21 protein-coding genes and 1 pseudogene are annotated in these 22257 nt (G+C 62.6%); 10 read left to right on the top strand and 12 right to left on the bottom strand.

The genetic code is table 11. The features are described from left to right. Window positions 1-144: 144 nt before the first annotated feature. Complete coding sequence (locus AB9K34_RS12895; protein WP_369954833.1) at window positions 145-2079, bottom strand: ATP-binding protein; 1935 nt, start codon at window positions 2077-2079, stop codon at window positions 145-147. 172 nt (window positions 2080-2251) lie between these two features. Here AB9K34_RS12895 and ribA point away from each other — a divergent pair, with 172 nt between their 5' ends. From ribA to AB9K34_RS12880, 3 genes and pseudogenes are all read left to right on the top strand, one after another. Then, on the top strand, window positions 2252-3343 hold the full coding sequence (gene ribA / locus AB9K34_RS12890; RefSeq protein WP_369954832.1) for a GTP cyclohydrolase II: 1092 nt from the start codon (window positions 2252-2254) through the stop codon (window positions 3341-3343). An 11-nt stretch (window positions 3344-3354) separates the two neighbouring features. Continuing rightward, window positions 3355-3828, top strand: a pseudogene (locus AB9K34_RS12885) (L,D-transpeptidase); the annotation flags it as partial. A gap of 291 nt (window positions 3829-4119) precedes the next feature. After that, window positions 4120-5022: a LysR family transcriptional regulator gene (locus AB9K34_RS12880; protein WP_369954831.1), complete on the top strand. Its 903-nt coding sequence runs from the start codon at window positions 4120-4122 to the stop codon at window positions 5020-5022. Between the two features lie 167 nt (window positions 5023-5189). On the opposite strand, the gene AB9K34_RS12875 is transcribed toward AB9K34_RS12880, so the two are convergent. The 5 genes from AB9K34_RS12875 to AB9K34_RS12855 form a co-directional block, all read right to left on the bottom strand. Further along, the gene (locus AB9K34_RS12875) at window positions 5190-7133 is read right to left on the bottom strand and encodes a TonB-dependent receptor domain-containing protein (protein WP_369954830.1); all 1944 of its coding nucleotides are present in this window, start codon (window positions 7131-7133) and stop codon (window positions 5190-5192) included. A gap of 127 nt (window positions 7134-7260) precedes the next feature. Continuing rightward, window positions 7261-8013, bottom strand: a complete 753-nt coding sequence (locus AB9K34_RS12870) for an ABC transporter ATP-binding protein (protein ID WP_369954829.1) — start codon at window positions 8011-8013, stop codon at window positions 7261-7263. Continuing rightward, window positions 8010-8951: an iron chelate uptake ABC transporter family permease subunit gene (locus AB9K34_RS12865; protein ID WP_369954828.1), complete on the bottom strand. Its 942-nt coding sequence runs from the start codon at window positions 8949-8951 to the stop codon at window positions 8010-8012. The genes AB9K34_RS12870 and AB9K34_RS12865 overlap by 4 nt, the downstream gene beginning before the upstream one ends. Next, the gene (locus AB9K34_RS12860) at window positions 8944-9891 is read right to left on the bottom strand and encodes an ABC transporter permease (RefSeq protein ID WP_369954827.1); all 948 of its coding nucleotides are present in this window, start codon (window positions 9889-9891) and stop codon (window positions 8944-8946) included. The genes AB9K34_RS12865 and AB9K34_RS12860 overlap by 8 nt, the downstream gene beginning before the upstream one ends. A gap of 7 nt (window positions 9892-9898) precedes the next feature. Then, entirely contained in the window at window positions 9899-10804 is a 906-nt protein-coding gene (locus AB9K34_RS12855) for a siderophore ABC transporter substrate-binding protein (protein WP_369954826.1), read from the bottom strand. 130 nt (window positions 10805-10934) lie between these two features. Here AB9K34_RS12855 and AB9K34_RS12850 point away from each other — a divergent pair, with 130 nt between their 5' ends. Next, entirely contained in the window at window positions 10935-11222 is a 288-nt protein-coding gene (locus tag AB9K34_RS12850; protein ID WP_369954825.1) for a DUF2218 domain-containing protein, read from the top strand. A 49-nt stretch (window positions 11223-11271) separates the two neighbouring features. Here the strand turns inward: AB9K34_RS12850 and AB9K34_RS12845 are convergent, their stop codons facing one another. From AB9K34_RS12845 to AB9K34_RS12820, 6 genes are all read right to left on the bottom strand, one after another. Beyond that, window positions 11272-14361: an efflux RND transporter permease subunit gene (locus tag AB9K34_RS12845; RefSeq protein ID WP_369954824.1), complete on the bottom strand. Its 3090-nt coding sequence runs from the start codon at window positions 14359-14361 to the stop codon at window positions 11272-11274. Then, window positions 14358-15458, bottom strand: coding sequence for an efflux RND transporter periplasmic adaptor subunit (locus AB9K34_RS12840; RefSeq protein ID WP_369954823.1), 1101 nt, complete (start codon window positions 15456-15458; stop codon window positions 14358-14360). The genes AB9K34_RS12845 and AB9K34_RS12840 overlap by 4 nt, the downstream gene beginning before the upstream one ends. Window positions 15459-15572: 114 nt before the next feature. Then, window positions 15573-16055, bottom strand: a complete 483-nt coding sequence (locus tag AB9K34_RS12835) for a CYTH domain-containing protein (RefSeq protein WP_369954822.1) — start codon at window positions 16053-16055, stop codon at window positions 15573-15575. Then, window positions 16052-16798: a ParA family protein gene (locus AB9K34_RS12830; protein ID WP_369954821.1), complete on the bottom strand. Its 747-nt coding sequence runs from the start codon at window positions 16796-16798 to the stop codon at window positions 16052-16054. The genes AB9K34_RS12835 and AB9K34_RS12830 overlap by 4 nt, the downstream gene beginning before the upstream one ends. After that, window positions 16795-18318: a CHAD domain-containing protein gene (locus AB9K34_RS12825; protein ID WP_369954820.1), complete on the bottom strand. Its 1524-nt coding sequence runs from the start codon at window positions 18316-18318 to the stop codon at window positions 16795-16797. Before AB9K34_RS12825 ends, AB9K34_RS12830 begins: the two co-directional genes overlap by 4 nt. Beyond that, window positions 18318-18503, bottom strand: coding sequence for a hypothetical protein (locus AB9K34_RS12820; RefSeq protein WP_369954819.1), 186 nt, complete (start codon window positions 18501-18503; stop codon window positions 18318-18320). Before AB9K34_RS12820 ends, AB9K34_RS12825 begins: the two co-directional genes overlap by 1 nt. 199 nt (window positions 18504-18702) lie before the next feature. Between AB9K34_RS12820 and AB9K34_RS12815 the strand changes: the two genes are divergently transcribed. The 6 genes from AB9K34_RS12815 (at window position 18703) to AB9K34_RS12790 (ending at window position 22166) form a co-directional block, all read left to right on the top strand. After that, window positions 18703-19152 carry an NUDIX hydrolase gene (locus tag AB9K34_RS12815; RefSeq protein WP_369954818.1) on the top strand — a complete coding sequence of 150 codons (450 nt, stop codon included), beginning with the start codon at window positions 18703-18705 and terminating at the stop codon, window positions 19150-19152. A gap of 200 nt (window positions 19153-19352) precedes the next feature. Beyond that, on the top strand, window positions 19353-19784 hold the full coding sequence (locus AB9K34_RS12810; protein WP_369954817.1) for a hypothetical protein: 432 nt from the start codon (window positions 19353-19355) through the stop codon (window positions 19782-19784). Continuing rightward, complete coding sequence (locus AB9K34_RS12805; RefSeq protein ID WP_369954816.1) at window positions 19781-20422, top strand: MotA/TolQ/ExbB proton channel family protein; 642 nt, start codon at window positions 19781-19783, stop codon at window positions 20420-20422. Before AB9K34_RS12810 ends, AB9K34_RS12805 begins: the two co-directional genes overlap by 4 nt. Then, complete coding sequence (locus AB9K34_RS12800) at window positions 20415-20780, top strand: ExbD/TolR family protein (RefSeq protein WP_369954815.1); 366 nt, start codon at window positions 20415-20417, stop codon at window positions 20778-20780. Before AB9K34_RS12805 ends, AB9K34_RS12800 begins: the two co-directional genes overlap by 8 nt. A gap of 4 nt (window positions 20781-20784) precedes the next feature. Next, window positions 20785-21162 (top strand): ExbD/TolR family protein, encoded by a 378-nt coding sequence (locus AB9K34_RS12795; protein ID WP_369954814.1) that lies wholly within the window; start codon window positions 20785-20787, stop codon window positions 21160-21162. After that, entirely contained in the window at window positions 21159-22166 is a 1008-nt protein-coding gene (locus AB9K34_RS12790) for a TonB family protein (protein ID WP_369954813.1), read from the top strand. The genes AB9K34_RS12795 and AB9K34_RS12790 overlap by 4 nt, the downstream gene beginning before the upstream one ends. The last annotated feature ends 91 nt before the right edge of the window (window positions 22167-22257 follow it).

Raw genomic sequence — 22257 nt, 5'->3', positions numbered from 1 at the left:
TCCCTTATCGGACCCGAGCCGTTGCCGCGTTGGCAAACAAAAACACAGTATTGAAACAGGTCTGTCACGGTCGCGCGCCTGCCTGAAGAAGTTCTTTTAAGAGATCTGTCTGTCATCGTCGTAATGACGGTGACCCACCGCATCTCACCCCTTCCCCTCCAGATATCGCCGCTTGGCCTCTTCGGTGCGGCCATAGTCCCGCACCATCGCCTCGATGGCCGCCTCATCCGATTTGTCGGCATAGCGGAATTCGCTGTCGGCATAGCGGTTGATCTCTTGCAGGACCATATCGGTGGTGATCGGCACCCGCAGATCGGCAATCATCGCCTTCTTGGTATCGTAGTCCCTGAACAGGAACAGGTCGGGATTCTCCATCCATTCGTCGGGCAGTTCGAAATCCATCGCCCGTACCTTGACCGCGTCCGTTATGTTCTTGATCGCGCGGCCGGTAAACCGTTCGTCCGCCTGCTGAATCGCCTTCAGATACGTTCCCATCCTCGCAATCGTGTTCAATTCGCCGATCTCGTCGCAAACCCGGTCGAACACCGCGCGCAAGCTGTCGTCGTGGGGGCGGTTGTGACCCTCGAAGCTGGCCGCCACGGCGGTCTTGATCTCCTGCGCCGCGTATAATGCGTGGTCGCCCAGCGGAATGTCGTGGTTGTTGCCCATCAACAGGGCCAGGATGTCGATATAGTCCTCGCGCGTCTGCGGTCCGTCAACGAGGAACCGAGCACCGGCGCGCTGGCGCAGGGCGTCATCGACATTCTCGGGATAGTTCGAAAACATGCCAAAGGTACAGTTCCCGCGCACGACCGTATTGGCTCCTGCAAAGCTCTCCATCAGGACGGCCGTGATCTCGAGCTGTCCTGCGCTCGATTGTCGGTCGCCGCGTTTGCCGGCCAGTTGGTCGATGTCGTCGATGGTGCCGAACCCGATCACCGCCGGGTCAAGGATCGTGTTGATGAACGCCTTGGCGTTCTGTCCGGATTTCCCCTGATAGCTGTCGATATTGTCGGTGCTCAGGTTCTGATAGCGAAACGGGTAGCCGGCATTCTGGCAGTAGTCGTTTATCATGCCTGCCATCATCTGGATCAATGTGGTCTTGCCGGTGCCCGGTTTGCCATCGCCCATGAAGGTAAATATGAATCCGCCCAGTTCCGCGAACGGGTTCAGGTGGCGGTCGAAATCATAGGCCATGAGCATCTTGGCCAGCTTCATCGCCTGATATTTGGCAATGTGGTTTCCGACGACCTCGTTCGGCTTTTTGAACGCCATGGTCAGTGTCGTCGATTTTGCACGCGTCGCCGGGACAAAGCCGCGCAGCGTCAGGTCATCCGCCTCGACCCGCCAGACGGAATCGGTGAACGAGGCAAGATGCGGTGCGTTCTGCGCCCGCAGTGCCGCCTTTTCCATGAGCTGTTCCGCGAAATCGCTGCAACTCGCGACTAGGTGGGCATCGTCGCTGGCGTGCTCGGCCAGCTTGGCGTCGAGCTCCCAGAGCGCGCCATGCAGCGCGAGCATGCCATTGTCGGTCAGCACCTCCTGCACCTCGCCCAGTTCGACCGAGACCTCGGACAGATGCGAGGACAGCAGGTAGGCCAGCGCATTGGCGAACACATGCAGCGTCACCAGCGCCTCGGCCGACAGCAATTCGGTAAATTCGCTCTTGCGTGCCGGTGCGAGATCGCCGGAGAGATTCGCGCGTTTCAATTCGGCCAGGGGGGTCGCTTCGCCGTAGGTGTCGGCGGCTGCCAGGGCAATGGACAGCGCCCGGCGCAATGCCTGCATCACCGTGGCCTGTTGCGGCGAGGTCAGCACGTCACCCGCGTCCGCCGCCTCGATCCGTTCGATCAGCCTTACGCCATCCGGGCGTGTGCTGCGCTTGGTGACCAACCCCGGCGTGGTTGAGCGAAACCGCCGGCGCGTCCCGATGCCCGTGGATCGTTCGGGCGCGGATACCTCGCGCGCCTCGGCAATGCGCGGCGCATGATCGAACCCGGCGAGCAACGCTTCCGCTGCCGGGTAATGTTTGCGAATATCATCCTCGCGCAGTTCCATCTGGTCCGTGGTCAGGCTCATCCGATGTCATACTCCGTCGCAAATCCTGCCCCAGATTGCGCGTATTCCGGGGCCGCATCAAGGCCATGCGCCACGATTGCACCGTCGCGGAAACGGTATCGCCAAATCGGGCGTTTGTCGTTTCAAACGCGCCGTTCCTGCGTTAGGAACAACGCAAAATGGAAGTGATCAGATGAGTCTCAGGCCCGACCTCTCCGAATTGCTGGCCCGCGCGCGCGCCGACCTGCGCATGGGGGTGCCGGTTGTCCTCGCCGATAACGAAGCGGCGATCCTCGCCCTGTCCGCAGAAACCCTGACCGGGGATCGGCTGGCCGATCTGCGCGCGGTGGCGGATAGGCCGGTCGTGGCAATCACCGCGCGTCGGACGGAAACGCTCAAGGCGCGGGCCTATGATGGTGACCTCGCGCGGATCATCATGCCGGCGGATGCGGATGCGAACTGGGTCCGGTCGGTCGCCGATCCCGCCGACGATCTGATCGCGCCGATGAAAGGGCCGTTGATGTCGGAACGCGGCGGCAAGGCCGATCTGCACCGCGCCGCGCTGAAGCTGGCCAAGGCCGCGCGCCTGCTGCCTGCGGTGGTCGCGGTGCCGGTGGACGAACCAACGCTTTTTGCGGCCCGGAACGGTCTGACGCTGATCGACCACGAGCAGGCCAGCCGGCTATTGAGCGACCGCAGCCCGCTCGACGATATTGTCAGCGCGCGCCTGCCCATGCAGGTATCCGATGCCGGTCGGCTGCATGTCTTTCGCCCCGAAGACGGCGGCGAAGAGCATTACGCGGTGGAAATCGGAAAACCGATGCGTGACCAGCCGGTTCTTGCACGGCTGCACTCGGCCTGCTTTACCGGTGACCTGCTGGGCAGCCTCAAATGCGATTGCGGTCCGCAATTGCGCGCGGCCATGGCGCAGATGGGGGCCGAGGGCGCGGGCGTATTGCTGTATCTCAACCAGGAGGGCCGGGGTATCGGGCTCGCCAACAAGATGCGCGCCTACAGCCTTCAGGATCAGGGCTTTGACACCGTCGAGGCCAATCACCGCCTCGGTTTCGAGGATGACGAACGCGATTTTCGTCTTGGGTCCGACATCCTGAAATCGCTGGGGTTTTCATCGGTTCGGTTGCTCACGAACAATCCGGCCAAGATCGCGATGATGGAGAAAACCGGCATCCGCGTGGCCGCGCGGGTACCGCTGAAGGTGGGCGAGACCGCATTCAACACCGGATACCTGGCAACCAAGGCTGCGAAATCCGGCCACCTGCTGTGAGCGTGAGGGATATGGTGCTGACCCCGACGGGGGTGCGGTTTGCCGGGCGGCGCTTTCCCTGCTCGATCGGCAAGGGCGGCGTCACCGTCAGCAAGCGCGAGGGCGATGGCGCGACGCCGGCGGGCGTTCATCGCATTGTCGGCCTGCTGTACCGCCCCGATCGGATGGCACGTCCCACGCCCTGGGCATGCCCGGTCGGGCCGGTTGACCTGTGGTCGGACGATCCGCGTGATCCCGAGTACAATCTGCACGTCCGCAAGCCCCACCGGTACAGCCACGAGGCGCTGCGCCGCGCCGATCCGCTCTACGATCTGGTGCTGATGACCGATTGGAACTGGCCCCGCGCGGTGCCCGGAGCGGGTTCGGCGATATTCCTGCATCAATGGCGCAGACCCGGATATCCGACCGAAGGGTGCATCGCCTTCCGGCGCGATCATCTCCGCTGGATCGTGGAGCGCGCCACTCCGGGAACAAGGCTGGTCGTATCGCCCCATGTTTTTCGTCGCTCCCGACCGGAACGACACGACATTCCGGCACCGCCGCCATGTCACGCGAGCACGTCGGAATTGGTGCCTGCGATCTCCGGAGCGAATGTGCTGCCGAAGTGATCTCCCGGACAGGCCGGGGCCGCGTTCATTTCGATCACGCAAAAATGCGTTGCAATCCCGCTCTTTCTTGCGAAACGGGATATTGCGGGTCGGACCGTACCACGTCTGGCATACGCAAATGCGCGCAACGTTCGACAATTCCGAACGACTGGAATAGGGCCTTGGACAATGCGATACGATATCGATCAACTGGATACGCTGCTGACCGTGATGGAACTGGGCACTGTGACGGCGGCGGCGGCGCGGCTGAACCTGTCGAAATCGGTGGTCAGCAAGCGCATCAGCGATCTTGAACTGGAACTGGACGCGGCGCTGTTTCGCCGCAATGCCGGCAGGATCGTACCCACCGAGGCCGCGCACCGGCTGGCCGACCGTATCCGCCCGGCCCTTGCGGATATTCGCGCCGCAGCAGAGGCGGCAGGTTCGGGCGGGGATCAGCAGATCCGCGGCACGCTGTCGATCGCGGCCCCGGTCAGTTTCGGCACCCTGCACCTGTCTCCCATTCTGGCACGTTTCGCGGCCGCGCACCCGGGGCTGACCCTGCGCGTTGATTACGATGACCGGTTCACCGACCTTGCGCGGGCCTGCACGGATCTGGCGATCCGGATCGGGCCGCTCGCAGACAGCGCGCTGATGGCGCGCAAGCTGTGCGAGGACAGTTCCATGCCTTGTGCCTCTCCTGCACTGCTTGACAGACTTGGCCGGCCAGAGACGCCGCAAGATCTGACCGGTCAACCGGTGATCGGCTACAGCCACATGCCCAATGCCGAATTGTGGCGCTTTGGCCGGGTGAGACCTGCTGTTTCCGAGGTGATGACTATCAACAACGGCGAGGCAATACGCGATCTCGCCATTGCCGGGGTCGGGTTTGCCATGTTGCCTGGTTTTCTCGCCGAACCGGCGTTTGCCGAGGGCACACTCGAGCGCGTGTTGCCTCAGACAGCGAACCGTCCGCTGCCGATCCACGCTGTCTGGCCGCCGGTCCAGCCCATACCGGCAAAACTCCGCGCCCTGATCGATCATTTGACAAATGAATTCTCTGCCGGGGCACCCTGGAAGAGGCCGACCTAGCCACGCCCCTCACCGGCTGCGCCATGAAACGGCATGCAGACACGCATGCGGCGCATGGCACATTCCCCTGGCATCGGTCAAAACGCGCCTGTTCAGGATCGCTTTGGTTCTTGGCCCTGTGAGGTATGCGAGATCGGGCGCAGGATGATCCCGCGCCCGGCCGCTCGTCAGAACTTGAGCGATGCGGTCAGAAATACGCTGCGCCCGGGCTCGTTCAGCGCGACCACGTTTGACAACCCGTTGCCGTCGGATGCGCGCGAGACATAGGTTTCGTCAAAGAGGTTGCGGACATCCAGCCTGAATTCGATGTTCTGATACGACGGCGGCGTATAGGTCGCATAGACATTGACCACCTCATAGCCGGGCAGCGCACTCATCCCGCCGACGCCATCCGTATCGTCGTTCTGCAGCGCAATCTCGGCGGTGCCGCCGATGGCGATGTCGGGTGTCACGGCGTAGCCTGCGGAAATACCGAAAATCTGGCCGACCGGGCGACCGTAGTAATAGGCCGTCGAGGAAATCGGCGCTCCGTCAAGCGTGACGTCCGCGTCGGTATAGTTGACGCGAATGAACCCGCGCTCGCCGAAATATCCCACCGATGCGTCAAACCCCTTGGAGGTCAGGTCGGCAAGCTCGCGGCTGGCGGTCAGCACGTCGTTGACATCATTGACCTTGGTATAGAACAGTGCTCCGCTCGCTTCCCACGGACCGCTTTCATAGCGCAGACCGATCCGGGCATTGTCTCCGCGCGACGCTTCGGGCGTTCCATAGACCCACGCCCCGCCAAGGTTGATGAGCGACGCTTCGCTGAGTTCGAATCCGCCCCAGCTCGACGCGGCACCGATATTGAAGGTCAGGGTGTTGCTCAGCACGACATCCGCCTGCGCGTTCAGGCTGACGCCGGTTTCGTTGTATGTGCTGCCATCGGCCAGTTCGTAACGCTGGCTGTCGATACGTCCACCATAGGACAGGGACAACCGGTCGCCGATATCCTGACGCATCTGCGCATAGATGCCGACGTTATCCAGCGTTTCCTTGCCCGTCGGGGTCGTCAGCGGGCTTTCGGGCGTCGCCGTGTCGTGAAAGAAATCGATGCCTGCGGTCAGGGTCCCGTTGGCCAGCGCGAAATCATTCTCGATCTTGCCGCTCAGGCTGTCATTGGTGCCGATGCCGGCGCCTGCCTCGGTATATTGCTCATTATAGCTGAGTTGCACCATGGGCGCGAAGGCGCCGCTGGGTGCCTCGTCGGTATAGGTGAACGTATAGGATGTGCGCTCTGACAGGGCGGGCAGGTAAACGGTGTCGCGGCCTACCACGCCGGCGAAATCCGGGCGTGCGAAATAGTAGCCGCCAGGACCCTGCTGCATAGCACGATCGCCGTTGTCCTTGGTCTGGTTCGCCGCGAATTCGAACCGTTTGCCGCTGTCGGTGGTATAGGCGAATTTGCCAGTGAACGAGCTGAGATCCGGTTGCGTGCCCGGTACGACATTGCCCGCGCCGTCCTCGTAATCGTCTCCGGTGGTCGCAACGCCGTTCAGCAGGTATTCGAAACCGCCGGCCCGGCCGTAGACCGTCAGCGACCTGCGGAAGCTGTCACCGTTGTCACCATAGCTGAGCAGTGCATTGCCGCCGAATGTCTGCCCCGCTTCCAGAACGTCGCGCGCATCGATGGTTTCATAGGCGATAAGACCCGCGAGGGCACCCGGACCGGCATCTGCCGGCGCGAGGCCAGAACTGATCTCGACCTGTTTGAGCAGCGACGGATCCATCAGGACGTTGCCCGTATGGTGGAAGGCCGACTTGTTCTGGCGGGCACCGTCGATGGTCACCGACAGCAGGCTTTCCTCGATCCCGTGTACCACAACCTTCTGGGCGATCGCGGCACCGCCGCTTGACACGATTTCGGATTCTCCGTCGAACACCTCTGCCATCGAAGACGGGTTGCGGGCCAGGATTTCCTCGGTGGTGATCCTGGTGTTGCCCAGGGTCTCTTGCGCCTCGTCGGATTCGACGCGGATGATATCCAGTTCGAACGCTTCCTGTGCCGCCGCAGTGCCAGCACAAAGTGCCGCCGCCGACGCCAGCAGCGCGGCTTTTCTTGTCAGAACCATGTGTCCTGCCTCTCGTTTTTTTTGTCGGAATTGGCTGGCAGGCCAGGGCGTGTGCGCCGGCTCTCGCTCGCTGTCGCGGCCCGCTTAGGGTCTCTTAGTTAATTGGTCAAGTATTGCAGGCCGGATTTCACACGAGCACGACAGGCCGGTCATCAACCAGATGCACTTTTGCATCAGTTTCGAACACGTCGCCCATCAGGGCAGGGGTGATGACGGCACCCGGAGCGCCGTCCGCAACAATCCGTCCCTCGCGCATGACAACCACCCGGTCCGCAAAGGCGGCGGCATAGTTGATGTCGTGCAGTACGATCACGATGCTTTTGCGGCCGGTGTCGGCCATCTGCCTGAGCAGCCTCATCAGGTGGCGCGATGCGGCGATGTCCAGATTGTTCAGTGGCTCATCCAGCAAAAGATAATCGGTTTCCTGCGCATAGGCCATTGCGACCATTGCGCGTTGCCGCTGACCACCGGAGATCTCATCGAGAAACCGATCGGCCAGAGAGGTGAGGGAAAACAACCGCAGGGTTTCCGCGACGATGTCACCGTCGCGCTTGCCGGGGCGGCCACGATGCCACGGATAGCGGCCCATCATCACCGCCTCGCCGACGCGCAGACGTGCGGAGATCTGCGCGGATTGCGGCATGATCGCAAGAACCCGCGCCAATGCCGCATCCGAACAGGCTCCGATTTGCAGCGCATCGATCCTGATCGTGCCGGTGCCGAGAGGTTGCAGGCGCGCAATCAGTGACAACAGGGTCGATTTTCCGGCCCCGTTTGGTCCGATCAATGCGGTCACGCCCCCGCGTGGCAGATCGAGGTTGATGTCCTGCAGGATCGGTTTTCCCTGAATCGAATGCTTCACACCGCGGATCGAGATCATCGGATATGCCTTTTCAGAACAAGGAACAGAAACACCAGCCCGCCCAGCAATTCGACAACCACGGGCAGGGGGGTGGACAGGTCGAGAACCCGTTCCATCACGGTTTGTCCGGCGACCAGCACGATGCACCCGACCAGCGCCGCCGTCGGCAGCGTGACCGCATGGCGCGTGCCTGGCGCGACGAGGTAGGCCAGCGCGGTGACGATCAGGCCAAACAACCCCGATGGCCCTGCCAACGCTGTTGCCGAAGCGACCAGCACGCAGATCAGGGCGAGCACCCGTCTCCGTCCGCGTTGCGGATTTTCCCCGAGACCGGTTGCAAGCTCGGAGCCAAGCGCCAGGACATCCAGCCGGAACCGAGTTCGCCACGTCAATACAAGCGCCGGCAGGCTCGCGGCGGCCGTCAGGACCAGCAGCCCTGTGTCCACATGGGTAAAACGCGCAAAACTTGCGGCCTGGATCATCTGGAATTCACTGGGGTCGATCATCCGTTGCAGGAACTCGGTCAGCGAGCGGATCAGAATCCCGGCAACGATCCCGGTCAGCACCAGTTTGATCATGTCGCCCCTGGCCCCGAACATGAGCACGCCGAACAACAGCATGCCAAGAGCGGTCATCGCCGCGAGGTTGATCGCAAAGATGACCGGTGCGGGGATCGCGGCAAACCCCGCAAGCCCCAATACCTGAACCATCGCGGTCAGGATGAGGACATACAGGGCGTCGAACCCGATGAGCGAGGGCGTCAGGATGCGATTGCCTGCAATCGTCTGGAACAACACCGTGGCGGTGGACAGGCAGATCCCGACCAGCAGCAGCGCAGCGAGGCGGCGCAGGCGGAATTGCAAAAGAAATTCCCAGGAGCCGACCGCGCCCATCAGCATGAAGGCGACGCATGATAACGCGAGCAGGCCGCAGAGCAGGGTCAGACGCCTATCCATGGCGCGGCTCGCGATAGAGCAGGATCAGGAACAGAACGGCCCCGACCACACCGATCACCGCCGCGACCGGTACTTCGAACGGTGCCCTGATGGTGCGGCCGCAAATATCCGCCGCAAGCACCAGTCCGGCCCCGATCAATGCGGTGAACGGCAATGTTCGCGGCAGGTTATCGCCCATCCTGCGCGATACCAGATTGGGAACGACGAGGCCGACAAAGGGGATGGCGCCCAGGGTAACGACCACCATCGCGGTAACGACAGACACCGCCAGCAATCCCGCCGCCGTGACATTCCGCACGTTGATCCCGAGACTGCGGGCCACGTCATCGCCAAGGTTGAGCAGGGTAATGCGCCCGGCGATGAACCACGTCGCCGCCGCCGCCCCTCCGGCGATCCAGAGCAATTCGTAGCGGCCCTTGAGAACGCCCGACAGTTCGCCGGTGAGCCAGACCTGCAAGTATTGCATCATGTCACCCTGATAGGCGACAAAATTGACAGCGGCCCCGATCAGACCGCCGTAAATCAACGCAACCAGCGGCACCAGCAGGGGTTGGGTCGGAGGCAGCGGACGGATCAGCACCAGCAATCCCACGCTGCCCGCCAGGGTGGTTGCCGCGGCCAGACACATCTTGATCCAGACCGGCGCACCGGGGATCAGAAGCGTCGCCAGCAGCACCCCGAGCGCAGCGCTCTGCCCGGCCCCGGCCGTCATCGGCTCGACAAAGCGGTTACGGGCCAGCACCTGCATGATCTGGCCGGTGATCGCCAGCGCCGCACCGGCCAGCAAGGCCGCGAGGGTGCGGGGCAGGCGGCTGGTCACCATCAGACGCGTGGCTTCGGGGTCGGTGAACACGTCGCGCGGGCTGATCGGGATGACACCGATGAACAGCGAAAGGACCGCCAGAAGCAGGACGCCGACAAGTCCAAGCCACAGGCGCATTCGGATCTCAGGCCGACTCTGCCAATGCGGCGATAAGATCGTCGAGGGTGCGGATGATGGCCTGCGTCCCTCCTGCCGCGATATAGGTTTCCGCCGGCGTCAGATAGATCACGCGGCCCGATTGCCAGGCTCTGGTGTCATGGATGAGGTCATTGTCCAGTGTCGCACGGGCGTTCTCGGTCCCTTCGCCCACGGCCTGACCGCGATCGATGACAACCAACGTGTCCGGGTCCGCTGCGGCGATGTATTCAAAGGTCACGGCCTCGCCATGGCGCGACTCGGAAATGTCGTCCACGGCCTGTGGCCAGTTCAGCGCGGTATGCAGCCAACCGAAACGGCTGTCCCGGCCAAATACCGACAGTTTGGGCCCGTTTGTCATCAGGATCAGCACGTTGCCACGATCCGCAACCATGGCTCTCGCACGTTCGAGCCGGTCGGAAATCGCGCGCCGCAGGTCTTCTGCGGTGTCTCCGGTTCCGGTCAGCGCGGCATAGGCGTCCAGCCGCGACAGGCCATCCGCGATCATGTCGGTGCCGATGGTCATGTCGGCGACCGGGGCAATGGTCGACAACGCGTCGGCCATCGCCACCGAGCGCCCGCCCACCACGATCAGATCGGGGTTCAGTGCGGCGATAGCCTCGAAATCGGGTTCGAACAGGGAGCCGACGGCGGGAAGCCCTGCGGTCGCCTCGTCCAGGTAGTTGACGAAGAGCGGGGCAACCACACCCGAAGGCGCGACCCCGAGGGCTGTCAATGTGTCGATTGCGGCCACGTCCAGCGCCACGATGCTCTCGGGGCGTTCGGCCACTGTCATCGGCCCGGCTGCGGTCTCGACAGTGATCGGCTCCGCGATGACCGAGGTTGCTGACAGGGTCACGAGGAAAGAAAAATATCGTAGAAAACGCAAGGACATGGCCGACTCCTGTGGATGTGTTGGCTCACGCTGCTGGCGTTGGCTACTGACGTTCGGGGCCGCAATAGGGCGTTGTTTGGGAAGGGTCAAGAGATTACCATAGTAAAAGAATCGGAAATGGGAGCGCCGCATGTTGTCGTCGCAAGGCCACTTTGAAACCCCGAACGGATCGAAATACCTGCAACAACTGTGCCGGCATTTTGGGCATAAGGTCGCCGTGGAGTTCGACGATACATCCGGTCACGCAGACCTGCCGCCGGGGCGCGCCACCCTTGTCGCCGACGATCACGGGCTGAAGATCGTGATCACGGCCGAGGATGAAAAGGGCCTGGGTGTGGCCCGTTTCATCGTCGAGGATCACCTCAGGCGGTTTGCGTTCCGCGAAGAGTTTTCAGACCTGGAGTGGATCGAGGCGTAACGGCGATTGCGCTTGAACTGCGACTGCCGTCACGCCGATGGGGCGCGGGTCAGTCGACAGGCGCAGCCCGCAATTCGTCTTCCAGCGCGCGTTCGACCGCGCCGCGCGGCTTGGTGAAGCGGGCGAGCAGGTCATAGAGCACCGGTGTCACCACCAGCATCAGCGCCGACGCCATGGCCAGCCCCGCGATGATCACGGTGCCGATGGCATTGCGGCTTTCGGCACCCGCGCCGGTGGCCAGGACCAGCGGCAAGGCACCCAGGATCGTGGACAGGACCGTCATCACGATGGGCCGCAGCCGCAACACGGCGGACAAGACCACCGCTTCGCGTATGGATTTTCCCTCATCACGCAGTTGGTTGGCGAATTCGACGATCAGGATGCCATTCTTGGCGACCAGCCCGATCAGCAGGATGATCCCGATCTGGCTGTAGATATTCAGCGACAGCCCCCCGAGCGCCATCGCATAGATCGCGCCCGCGACCCCGGCGGGCACGGTCAGCAGGATCGTAATTGGGTGAATGAAACTCTCGAACTGGGCGGCGAGAACGAGGAACACGATGAGCAGCGACAGAGCGAAGACCATGCCGGTGCCCGCCGACGTGTCCTTGAACGTGCGCGACTGGCCTTCGTACCCCAGCTTGCCCCCGGCTGGCAGGATGATGCCTGCCGCCGCTTCCAGATCGTTCAGCACTCTTCCCAGATCCGCACCGGGTGCCAGCGCGCCCGAGAGTTGCACCGAAGGCAGACGGTCGAACCGTCGCAGCGAGGGCGAGGCCGCATTCTCCGTGACCGAGACCAGCGCACCAAGGGGCACAAGTGTTTCGCCGTCTCCTGAGCGGATGAATATGTTGTCGATATCCGAAGGCGATTGGCGGTCCTGTTCTTCGGCTTGCAGGATCACCGGGTACTCCCGCCCTCGGCTGACAAATGTGGTGACCTGCCGCGAGGCAAGCATGGTCTGCATGGTATTGGCGACGGTATCGACCGAAATCCCCAGATCGTCGGCGCGGGCGCGGTCGATATTGACCTCGAGCTGCGGCAGGTTCTGTTCGAAATTGATCTCGGGATTGGCGAGCCCCTCGATCTGCTCCGCCTGCAACAGCAGGGCGGTTGCCCAATCCTTTACACTGTCGAAATCCGGCCCGCTGACCACGACACGTACCGGCGTGGAACTGCCGCGCAGTCCCAGTCCGGCCGGTGTAACCGGAAAGCCTCGGGCCAGTGTCATGCGGGCGATCTGCGGTGCGATGCGCCCGATCACATCCGCCGCCGGCACGGTCCGCTCCTCCCACGGGGCCAGACGGAACACCACGAAGGCACGCCAGGCGCGGTTGCCGAAACCGGAGAAGGTGAACACGCTTTCGATCACGCCCTCGTCGCGCAACGGTTGCAGGATTTCCTCGACCTGCCGCGCGGCGAGATCGGAATATTGCACCGTGCTGCCCTGCGGGGCTGTCAACGGCACAAAGCCGACACCGCGATCTTCGCGCGGGGCCAGTTCGCGGGGGAGCGTCCCGAAGAACAGGGCAGCCCCACCGGTCACGACGATGGCAAGCGCCAGAACCACGAGTGGCATGCGCAACATGCGCGTCAGAAACGCGGCATAGGCCGTCTGGATCGGTCCGCGCGGCGCATCCGCGGGCTGATCGACGGTCACGGTCTTGCGGCTCAGGATCTTTGAGGCCAGTGCGGGACAGGCGGTCAGGGCGACAAAGGTGGAAATCGCCACAGTGCCCGCCATCACCCAGCCGAACTCGATGAACAGGCGTCCGACCTGGCCGGGCATGAACGACAGTGGAATGAACACCGCAATCAGCGTGACCGAGGTGGCCAGCACCGCAAACGTCACCTGCCGTGCGCCCCGCAGGCTTGCGACCATCGGGCTTTCGCCATTTTCGATCCGTCGCTGGATGTTCTCGAGCACGACGATGGCGTCATCCACAACCAGCCCGATTGCCAGCAACAGGGCCAGGAGCGTCAGGGTATTCATCGAAAAGCCCCAGACCCCGATCAGCACGAACACCCCGAGCAAGGACACGGGAATGGTGATCGCCGGGATAAGGGTGGCGCGAAAGCTGCGCAGGAACAAGAGGATGACCAGCACCACCAGACCGAGCGAGATGAACAGAGCCTGCACGACTTCGCGGATCGAGGCCCCGACAAACAGCGCATCATCCGAGCCGACACTTATGTCCATGCCCACGGGCAGAGTCGGACGAAGCAGCGCGATCTCTTCCCTGACCGCATTGGAAATCCTGAGTGTGTTCGACTGGCTCTGTCGCTGGATCGCCACGCCCACCGCGTCTTTGCCGTCGCTGCGCGCGATGGTGGAATCGTCTGCCACACCCGGCTCGACCCGGGCCACGTCGCTCAGGCGCACGGGATATCCGCCCACCCGGTCGAGAACCACGTCGCGGAAATCATCGACACTTTTCAACCGGCTGTTCAGCCGCACGGTCAGCTGTCGGTTGCGCGAGGTGACTTCGCCGGCGGGGAGCTCGACATTGTTGCGCCGCAAGGCCTGTTCCACGTCGGAGACTGTGAGGCCGCGTGCCGCGAGCGCGCGGCGATCAAGCCAGATGCGCACCGCAAATGACCTTTCGCCATAGATTTGCAGACTGGCCACGCCATCCAGGGTGGCCAGACGATCCGCGATGAAACGATCGACATAATCGGTGATCTCGGCGGTGGTCATCCGGTCCGAGGTGATCGCCAGCCGCATGACCGGGTCGGCGTCGGCATCGCTTTTCTCGACCTCGGGGGTGTCGGCCTCTTGGGGCAGATCATCGCGCACGCGCCCGACCGCATCGCGCACGTCATTGGCGGCAATTTCGATGTCGCGCCCGACCTCGAACTCGATGGTGACGCGCGACCGGCCCTGGCGGCTTTCCGAGCTGATCGAACGTATCCCGGAAATCGAGGCAACCGCGCCTTCGACGGTTTCGGTTATGTCGGTATCGATCACTTCGGGCGCTGCGCCGCGATAAGTCGTGGTGATCGTCACCACCGCATTGTCGACATCCGGCAATTCTCGCACCGGAATGTCGCGCAGTGCCCCGATGCCGAACACGATCAGCAACAGGCTGGCCACCGCTGCCAGAACCGGGCGCCGGACCGAGATGTCCGAGAGCGTCATGAGTCCGCCCCGTCAGGCGTCTCATCCGAGGGTGGCGCGCCGAGGATTTCCACGGGGTTGCCATCATGGACCCGGTGCAGGCCGCGCACGACCACATCTGCCCCGGCATCAAGCCCGTCGAGGACCGCGACCATGCCGTCGCGTCGTTGCCCCGTTGTCACGCGGGTGCGTCGGGCGATGCCGTCCTGAACGGTAAAGACATAGGTCTCGGCGGCCTGAAAGATGATCGCTTCCTCGGGGACGACGACAAAGTCATCCTGAGAGAGCGTCAGTTCCAGCGCCATGAACATGCCCGCAGGCAGCAGCCCGTCCGGGTTGGGAATGATTGCCCGCGTGCGGAACGCGCGGCTGATCGGGTCGATCCGGCTGTCCACTGCATCAATCTGGCCGGTAAAACCCTGACCGGGAAAGGCGATGCTGGTCGCGACCAGCCGCTGGCCGGTCCGGACACGGGCAAACAGGGTTTCGGGCAACGAGAACTCGACTTCGATTTCGTTCAGATCGTCCAGCCGGGTGATGACCGTGCCGGGTGCCACGCGCGCGCCCCTGTCCACCTCGGCGAGCCCGACAATACCGGAAAACGGCGCGCGGATGCTGCGTTCGCTCAGTCGCTGACGGGCGCGGTCAAGCTCTGCACGGGCTTCGGCCAGCCGGGCGATCGAATCCTCCAGTGCCGCTTCGGCCACCGCGTTGCTGTTGCTCAGCTGCGTCATCCGCTCGAACACCTTGCCGCGTTCGCGCAGGCGGGCTTCGGCTTCGGTCAGGTCGGCGCGCTCGATGGTGTCGTCAAGCCGGACCAGAACCGTGCCTTCCTCGACACGTTCCCCGGCGGCAAAATTCATCTCGACGACGCGACCCTCGGCTTGCGGGACAATCTCGACCGACTGGCGGGCGCGGCTGGTGCCAACGGCTTCGACTGTCTGGCTCAGGGTCGATGTTTCGGCCCGGGCGAGCTCGACCACCGCCGCGCGTGCCCCGACCGGTGTCGCAATGCCGGCGTCATCCGAGGAACCGGCATAGCGATCAAAGGCTTCGTACCCGGCAATGGCAAGCACGGCAAGAATGCCGAGGATCAGGAACTGCTTCCACAGAGACACGTTTGACATATCCGAAATTGCGACAGGACCTCGCGTCGTCCTTCGCAATCAACGTAAACATGCCGGACGAAATGGCAACTGCTGTTGATGCCTGGCAGGTCGCCCGGCGGGCGGCTAGGCGCTTGGCGCCGGTGCGCCGCTCGCCGCGAGGCTTGCGTTGGAATAACGCGCGTCATCTGTCACGTCCTGGCCGAACCAGGCAGGCGGTTGAAAACCCGTGGCCTCCTTGACCGTCCCGAATTCGACTTCGACCAGAACAAGCGGTGCGAGCGTGCCTTCGAAAATGTCGAGTTCGAACGTGGCGCCCCCGGCAAGCTGGCCGCTCCAGCGGGTCTTTTCCACGCGCCGCCCCTCGGTCGCCGGCCAGAATGCATCAAAATGCACCTCCGAGATGTTCGCCTCGCATTCGACGCGCTCAAGACCGGCCCCCTTCTTGAGCGTGGTCAGATAGGTGTCGCCTTTCTGACGCAGCCGGATCTCCACCGAGTCAGCCTTGCTGGTGAGGTATCCCTGCCGAATACGAACGGCGCGTGCCCGCGTCAGATCCGGGAGTTCCGCAACGAGAAACTTGCGCTCGACTTCCGTGGCCTGGCTCATTTCAGGTGTGCCATCACTTCGGCGTAAAGATCGCGATAGGCCTTGGCGGCGGAATGGTTGCCGGCGTAGGTCGCGACGGGCGCCCGGTGAATACCCATCTTTTCGACCTCGGCCGTGAACGGGATGCTGGTCTCCAGGAACCGTTTGCGGTGCTGTTTGCGCATCCTGTCCTCTGTCTCGCGGTGCAGCTTCTTTGACCTCTGCACCATGGAAAAGAACGCCAGGATCTTCTTGCGCTCAAGCTTGTTGGCCTTGAAAAAATCCATCAACTGCTCGAACGTGTGCTCTGAAAGCGAGGTGGGGATCACCGGGACCACGATGCAATCGGCGGCGCGGAATACGTTCTCCGAAAGGGTCGAGATGTTGGGCGGACAGTCCAGGATGATGATGTCATAATCGCTGCCGCCGGCCTTGAGCGCCTTCTTGAGCCGCGAGCGGCTGTTCTTCATCCGCGACAGGAAGATGTCGAAATCGCGAAAGCTAAGATTGGCGGGCAGAATGTCGAGATTGTCGAAGTCGCTGGCACGGATTGCCCCGGTAAAGCGTTCCACATCCTTGAAGAAGCTGGCGTCCTTCAGTTTCTTTGAGGCCTTTACGCGAAAATAGAAGCTCGACGCGCCCTGCGGGTCGAGGTCACACATCAAGGTCCGGGATCCGGCCTCGGCAAAGGCATGTGCCAGGTTCACGGCGGTCGCGGTCTTGCCGACGCCGCCCTTGTTCGAATAGCAGGCGATAATCTTCATTTCTTGCCCTTTGTATCATGGAACAGGGTGCGAAACGTGTCCCGGGTCGTCTTGCTGTTGAAATTGGCAAAGCTCTTCATGACCTTGGCGCGCTCTTCAAGTTGCTTGCGGTGCAGTACGGCGACCAGCGCGCCGACACTCTGAGCGATTTCCAGGTTCTTCTTTTCAGATGTGCGGCCCATATCGTCGAGCAACGCGCGCAGGTTGTCCTGCTGCACAGAGTAATCGTTGAACAGCCCCAGATTGTCCTGCAACCGCTTGAGGGGTTTCAGAATGTTCTGGAACTCTGCCTTGGGAAAGACCGGCCCGAAAAACTCCATGAGATAGCGCAGCTTCTTGCACTGGATGCGCAGGCGGTGCACCTCTTCGTCCTCGGTTTGGGCATCGATTCCGGCGGCAATCTTGCAGACCTTGCGGTATCGCTTCCAGATCAGGGCACGCGAATAATCCAGCGCCGGACGATCCGCATCCGGCCCGCGCTTGATCTTCTTGCCTTTCGCGAAAAGATCGACAAGATCGCCCACCTCCTGACGGTATGCCTTGCTTTTCAGGTGGTTTGACAGCGCCGTCTGCGCCTCCTTGCGCTGATCCGCGAACATGTCGAAAAGCTGCGCAAGCCCCGGATGCAGGGTGTTGGGCAACAGGGCAAAGAACTTGTCCTTTTCCGCCAGATAAACGTCCAGATCGCGCAGGCGGCCCGTTGGCGACATCAGCTCAGAGAACCGGGTTTTCAGACGCAGTGTGGCCTTTTCGCTGTAGACCCCCGAAAACAGGCTCAGCACCGACCGGATTTTCCGGAGCGCGATACGGTAATCATGCAGGAATTCCGTGTCGGTATCGTTGATAATGCCTTTTTCGTTGGCGCGTGCGATGGGCAGGTAGGTGCAGATGATACTGTTGGCTGCGTGATACGCGGCCTCGTCCTGCCCGATCAGGATCACCGGTTTGGCGACATAGCCGGCGTGGCCCGGAAACAGCGTGGCATAGATCGAGCCCTCGCCCAATGGTGCACCGCCGCTGGCCAGAATCTGTTCGCGCACCTGGGCCAGTGCCTTGTCATAGCCGCGCAGACCCTGAAGGGTCACGATCGCGATCGATTCTCCCTGTTGCGTGGTCAGCAGTCGCAGGTTGATCCGCACGAGGGTCTTTTGCTCGCCATCGACGAGCGACAACATTGCCTCCTGCATGTCGCCCTCGCCAACGGGGAGCAGGGCACGCAGTGGGGACACATCGCCAAGTGCGGCCTTGACCGGCCCGTCGGCAAGATCGGTGACAAACGGACCGCTGCGCGTGGCCGGCTGGCGCAGCAGGCCGTCCCGCGGCGTCAGAAGTTCGAGGGTGTCGCCGGTATCGCAAAGCAATTTCCCCGCGCTGCTCAGCGTGTCGTCGAACGTGTCGAGCAATTGAAATGCGTGACTGGTTTCATCCCCCGTTGCAATCGGGGTCAGCTTGCCAAAGTCGAGTTCCGGCAAGTCGCTCGCCGTCTTCAGGGGCAAGCAGTAATGGTCTGTCTGTTTCATCAGTCCTTCTTTCGCGGGGCGTCGAGATACGCCTCGATAAGCTGCTCAATGATTTTCTGAACGCTGGTTTCTTCCTGAACGGCGCGAATCTTCAGCGCCTTCAATGTCTTTTTGCTCAGTCGCAGCGATGTGTTCTTCTTGTCATCGGTTGTCGTTTTTGGTTCGCGCTTTTCCGCCTTGGCCATGTTGTTCACCTTGCAATATGACGTCATTATTTCATGACATCTTTTGCGGTGCAACCTGGCAAATGGTCGAAACCAGATTTTCAGGTTTTCGATCTGAAAACGGCCGGTTTGCGCCGCTTACAGGACTCTTGAGAGAGGCAAGGCAACGTGCCAGAGTGATCTCACCATCTTGTGTAACGATCCAGGGGAGTTCGCACATATGCCCCGAACCAAACCTCAGGTTGCCGCGCTTCCCGTTCGTCTGAACAAGCGAAACAGGCTTGAGGTTCTGCTTGTGACATCGCGCGGCTCCGGTCGCTGGTTGCCGCCCAAAGGATCGGAGATGAGCGGCAAGTCACGTCGGGAATCCGCGGAAATCGAGGCGCGGGAAGAAGCGGGCGTTTGTGGCAATGTGGCCAGCAGGCCGATCGGCAGATACGTCTTTGCGGGCAAGGCGCGGGGCAATGGCAAGGTCGGATGCCGGATCATCCTTTACCCGATGCTGGTGCGATCGGTTTTGAAGCGCTGGAAAGAACGCGACGAACGAAAGCGGCGTTGGTTCACCCTGAAACAAGCTGCGCGCGTCGTGCGGGAACCCGAGCTGCAGGATATCATACTGTCGCTGCAATCAGAGCCGATGATCAAGAGGTTGCTGCGGCGCGCCGTGTGATCGCGGCCAGACCGCAAGTGCCTTTGCTGTTGCCGCGAAATCTTGCCCGCGTCGGTAGCAGCGCGCGTTCACCGTGTCCGGTTGCGTTGTCGATCACAAAGATGTCTGCCGTCCTTTCGCTCGCGTTTCATCTGCGATATTGGGCTGGACGAGCCGGGTCTTGGCGTCATTGCCTGGCGTTGCACAAGAGGAACCCGTCCATGTCGTTTCGTCGTCTCGCTCTCGGCATATTGCTGAGTGTTTCAGTGCCCGCAATGTCGCTGGCGCAGCCCGCTGACACTGCATCGCGCCTGTCGCTGGAACTCAACACGCTTCAGGATGTGGAGGGCGCGTGCCGCCTGACTTTTGTGGTCGGCAACGATACCGGGATTCAGATCGACAAGGCCGTGTTCGAGACCGTGATCTTCGATACGGCGGGTGCCGTGGTGAGCCTTTCGCTCTTCAATTTCCGCGATCTGCCCGCCGCACGCACGAGGGTGCGCCAGTTCGAATTGCCCGAAACCGCCTGTGATACGGTGGGGCGGGCATTGATCAATGGTGCAAGCTCCTGCCTGGTCGACGGGACCGAGAACGCGGTCTGCGAGGATGCTCTCACGCTCAGCAGTCGTGTTGCGGTGGAGCTGCTTGGATGAGCCCGATTGACAAGCTGTTCGGGGTCTTTTCGCTCGGCGGCCCGGTGGTCGCCATCCTGTTCGTGATGTCGGTGCTGGCATTGGGCGTGACGCTCTACAAGCTGTGGCAGTTTTCGGCCTCTGGCGTCGGTCGTCACAAGGTCTTGTCCGAGTCGCTCGACGCGTGGGACAGCGGCGACCGCGAACGCGCCCGCGCGCGTCTCGGCCAAAGCCGCAGCTATCTCGCGCCGCTGCTGGCGACCGCAATGAACGCCCCGGACCAGCCGGGCCTCGAAGGACGGCTGGATGCCGAAGCCGGGCTGGCGCTTGCCGGTTTGGAGCGGGGGTTCCGCTTTCTGGATACGGTGGCGCAGCTCGCGCCCCTGCTGGGCCTGTTCGGTACGGTTCTCGGCATGATCGAGGCGTTTCGCAGCCTGCAAACCGCTGGCACGTCGGTCGATCCGTCGCTGCTCGCCGGGGGTATCTGGGTGGCGCTGCTGACAACGGCGGTCGGTCTGGCGGTGGCGATGCCGACCTCGATGATCCTGGCCTGGTTCGAAAGCCGGACGGCGCGCGAACGGGTGTTCGCGGACAAGGCATTGCGCACGGTGTTGGCGCCGGGTCAGACCGAACCCCTTGCCGCGCAGCGCCATGCGTAACACTGCGCCCTTTGTCCGGCGCCGCATGTCGATGACGCCGCTTATCGACGTGATCTTTCTGCTGCTGCTGTTCTTCATGCTGTCCTCGACCTTCTCGAGCTTTGGCGAGATCGAACTGAGCCAGTCCACCGGCGGCGGCTCGCAACCGGACGCCGCGTCCGAACGCGTGTTCGTGCAATTGGGGGCCGAGAGGCTGGTCCTGAACGGGACGCCGGTCACCATGGACGAACTGGCGACGCAGGTGGAAACCGGACTGGTTCTGGTCAGCCTCGATACCGATGCCACGGCGCAGCGGGTGGTGGACCTTCTCGTGCGACTGCGCGGTCGGGACGGGTTGACCGTGACGGTGCTGGAGTAGGCGCATGATACGGCCCGCCCCTCCACGCAAGCCCCGCGATGCGACCATTGCGATGATCAACGTCATTTTCCTGATGCTGATCTTCTTCCTGATTGCCGGCACGGTGGCACCGCCGCTTGATCCCGATCTTGAGCTTGTCGATACGGCGGGTCTGGAGGGGCGCGAGCCGCCGGACGCTCTGGTGTTGCACAGGGACGGATCGCTCAGTTTCCGTGGGGTATCCACGACACCAGAAAGCTACATGTCGGGCGACGTAGCCGGGCCGGTGCGGATCGTGCCGGATCGCGCGGTATCGGGGCCGCGCCTGATCGAGGTCACCGGAGAACTGCGCCGGCTGGGAGCGCCGGCGGTCATCCTTGTGACAGAGCGGGCGCTGAAATGATCCCGCGCTCAGCGGCTATCGCTGCGGGGGCGCTTCTGGTGTCGCTGTTGCTTCATCTTCTGGGTCTGGGGTTGGGCGCGCCCGAGCGGCTGGAACCCGCTGTCGAGGACACGGCAGGTGATGCGGTGGCGATGGGCAACGCCTTTGAGGATGTCGCCGAAGATCTGTCCGAACCGGTCCCGCCGGAACCTGCGCCGGTGCCGGAAGTGCCGCCGGAACCCGATCTTGCCGAGGCAACGACGTCGGAGGCGCTGGTGGCGTCGCCGTCGCCCGAGCAGGTCTTTGCACCGCGAGGGACGCCGGGTGAACTGTCCGAACCGGTCGCGCCCCAAGAAGCGCCCGAAGCTGCGACCACCCCGGTTCCACAACCGGACATCCCGGAACAGCTTGCCGCGCTGCCACCGGAACCCGCCGAACCGCTGGCCCCGACCGAGAGCGACGCGCCGCCCGCACCGGAAACGCCGGAACAGGCCATCGAACCCGAAGAGGCGGTAGAATTGACGCCGTCGGACGACGGCGAACAGACGCCGCTGGCGGTTGCAACCTCGCCGCGCCCGCGCCTTCCTGCGCGCCAGCCCCCGTCACAACAAACACCGCGTGACGACAATGTGGACGAATTCAGCAACCTGCGTTCTCCACCGCTGATCGAGTCGCCGCTGGCGGCGCATCTGCGGGGGGAAACGCAACTGAACGTGCAACCGAGCGGTGGATCGGGATTTCTCGACTCCGGTGGGTCGGGGAACGCAAGCGAAACCAACTATGCGGGCCGCGTGCTGGTGCATCTGAACAGGTCGCTCACCGTGAAGGTCACCGGCTACGGTGCGGCCTGGGTGTTTTTTGAGATCAATCCCGACGGATCTCTGGCCAGCGTCAGCATAATCGACAGCAACGGGACGCAGGAATTGCGGGATGCAGCGGTCGCGCAGGTTCGTAACGCAGCGCCATTTCCACGGCCGCCAAATGGCAGAAGCCGACAGTTGACCTTTATCTACCGTAACAGGTAATCGCCAGGGTCCAAGGCAGAAAATGACGGCCCGTTTCTTGCAAAACGGGCCGTCACACTGGACATGCTGGGCGCTGTTGCAGGGCGACATT

The sequence above is a fragment of the Sedimentitalea sp. XS_ASV28 genome (genome assembly GCF_041224545.1).
Taxonomy (GTDB): Bacteria; Pseudomonadota; Alphaproteobacteria; order Rhodobacterales; family Rhodobacteraceae; genus Sedimentitalea.
Note: the sequence above shows the minus strand (reverse complement) of the source record. Positions and strands in the feature narration are given on the sequence as shown.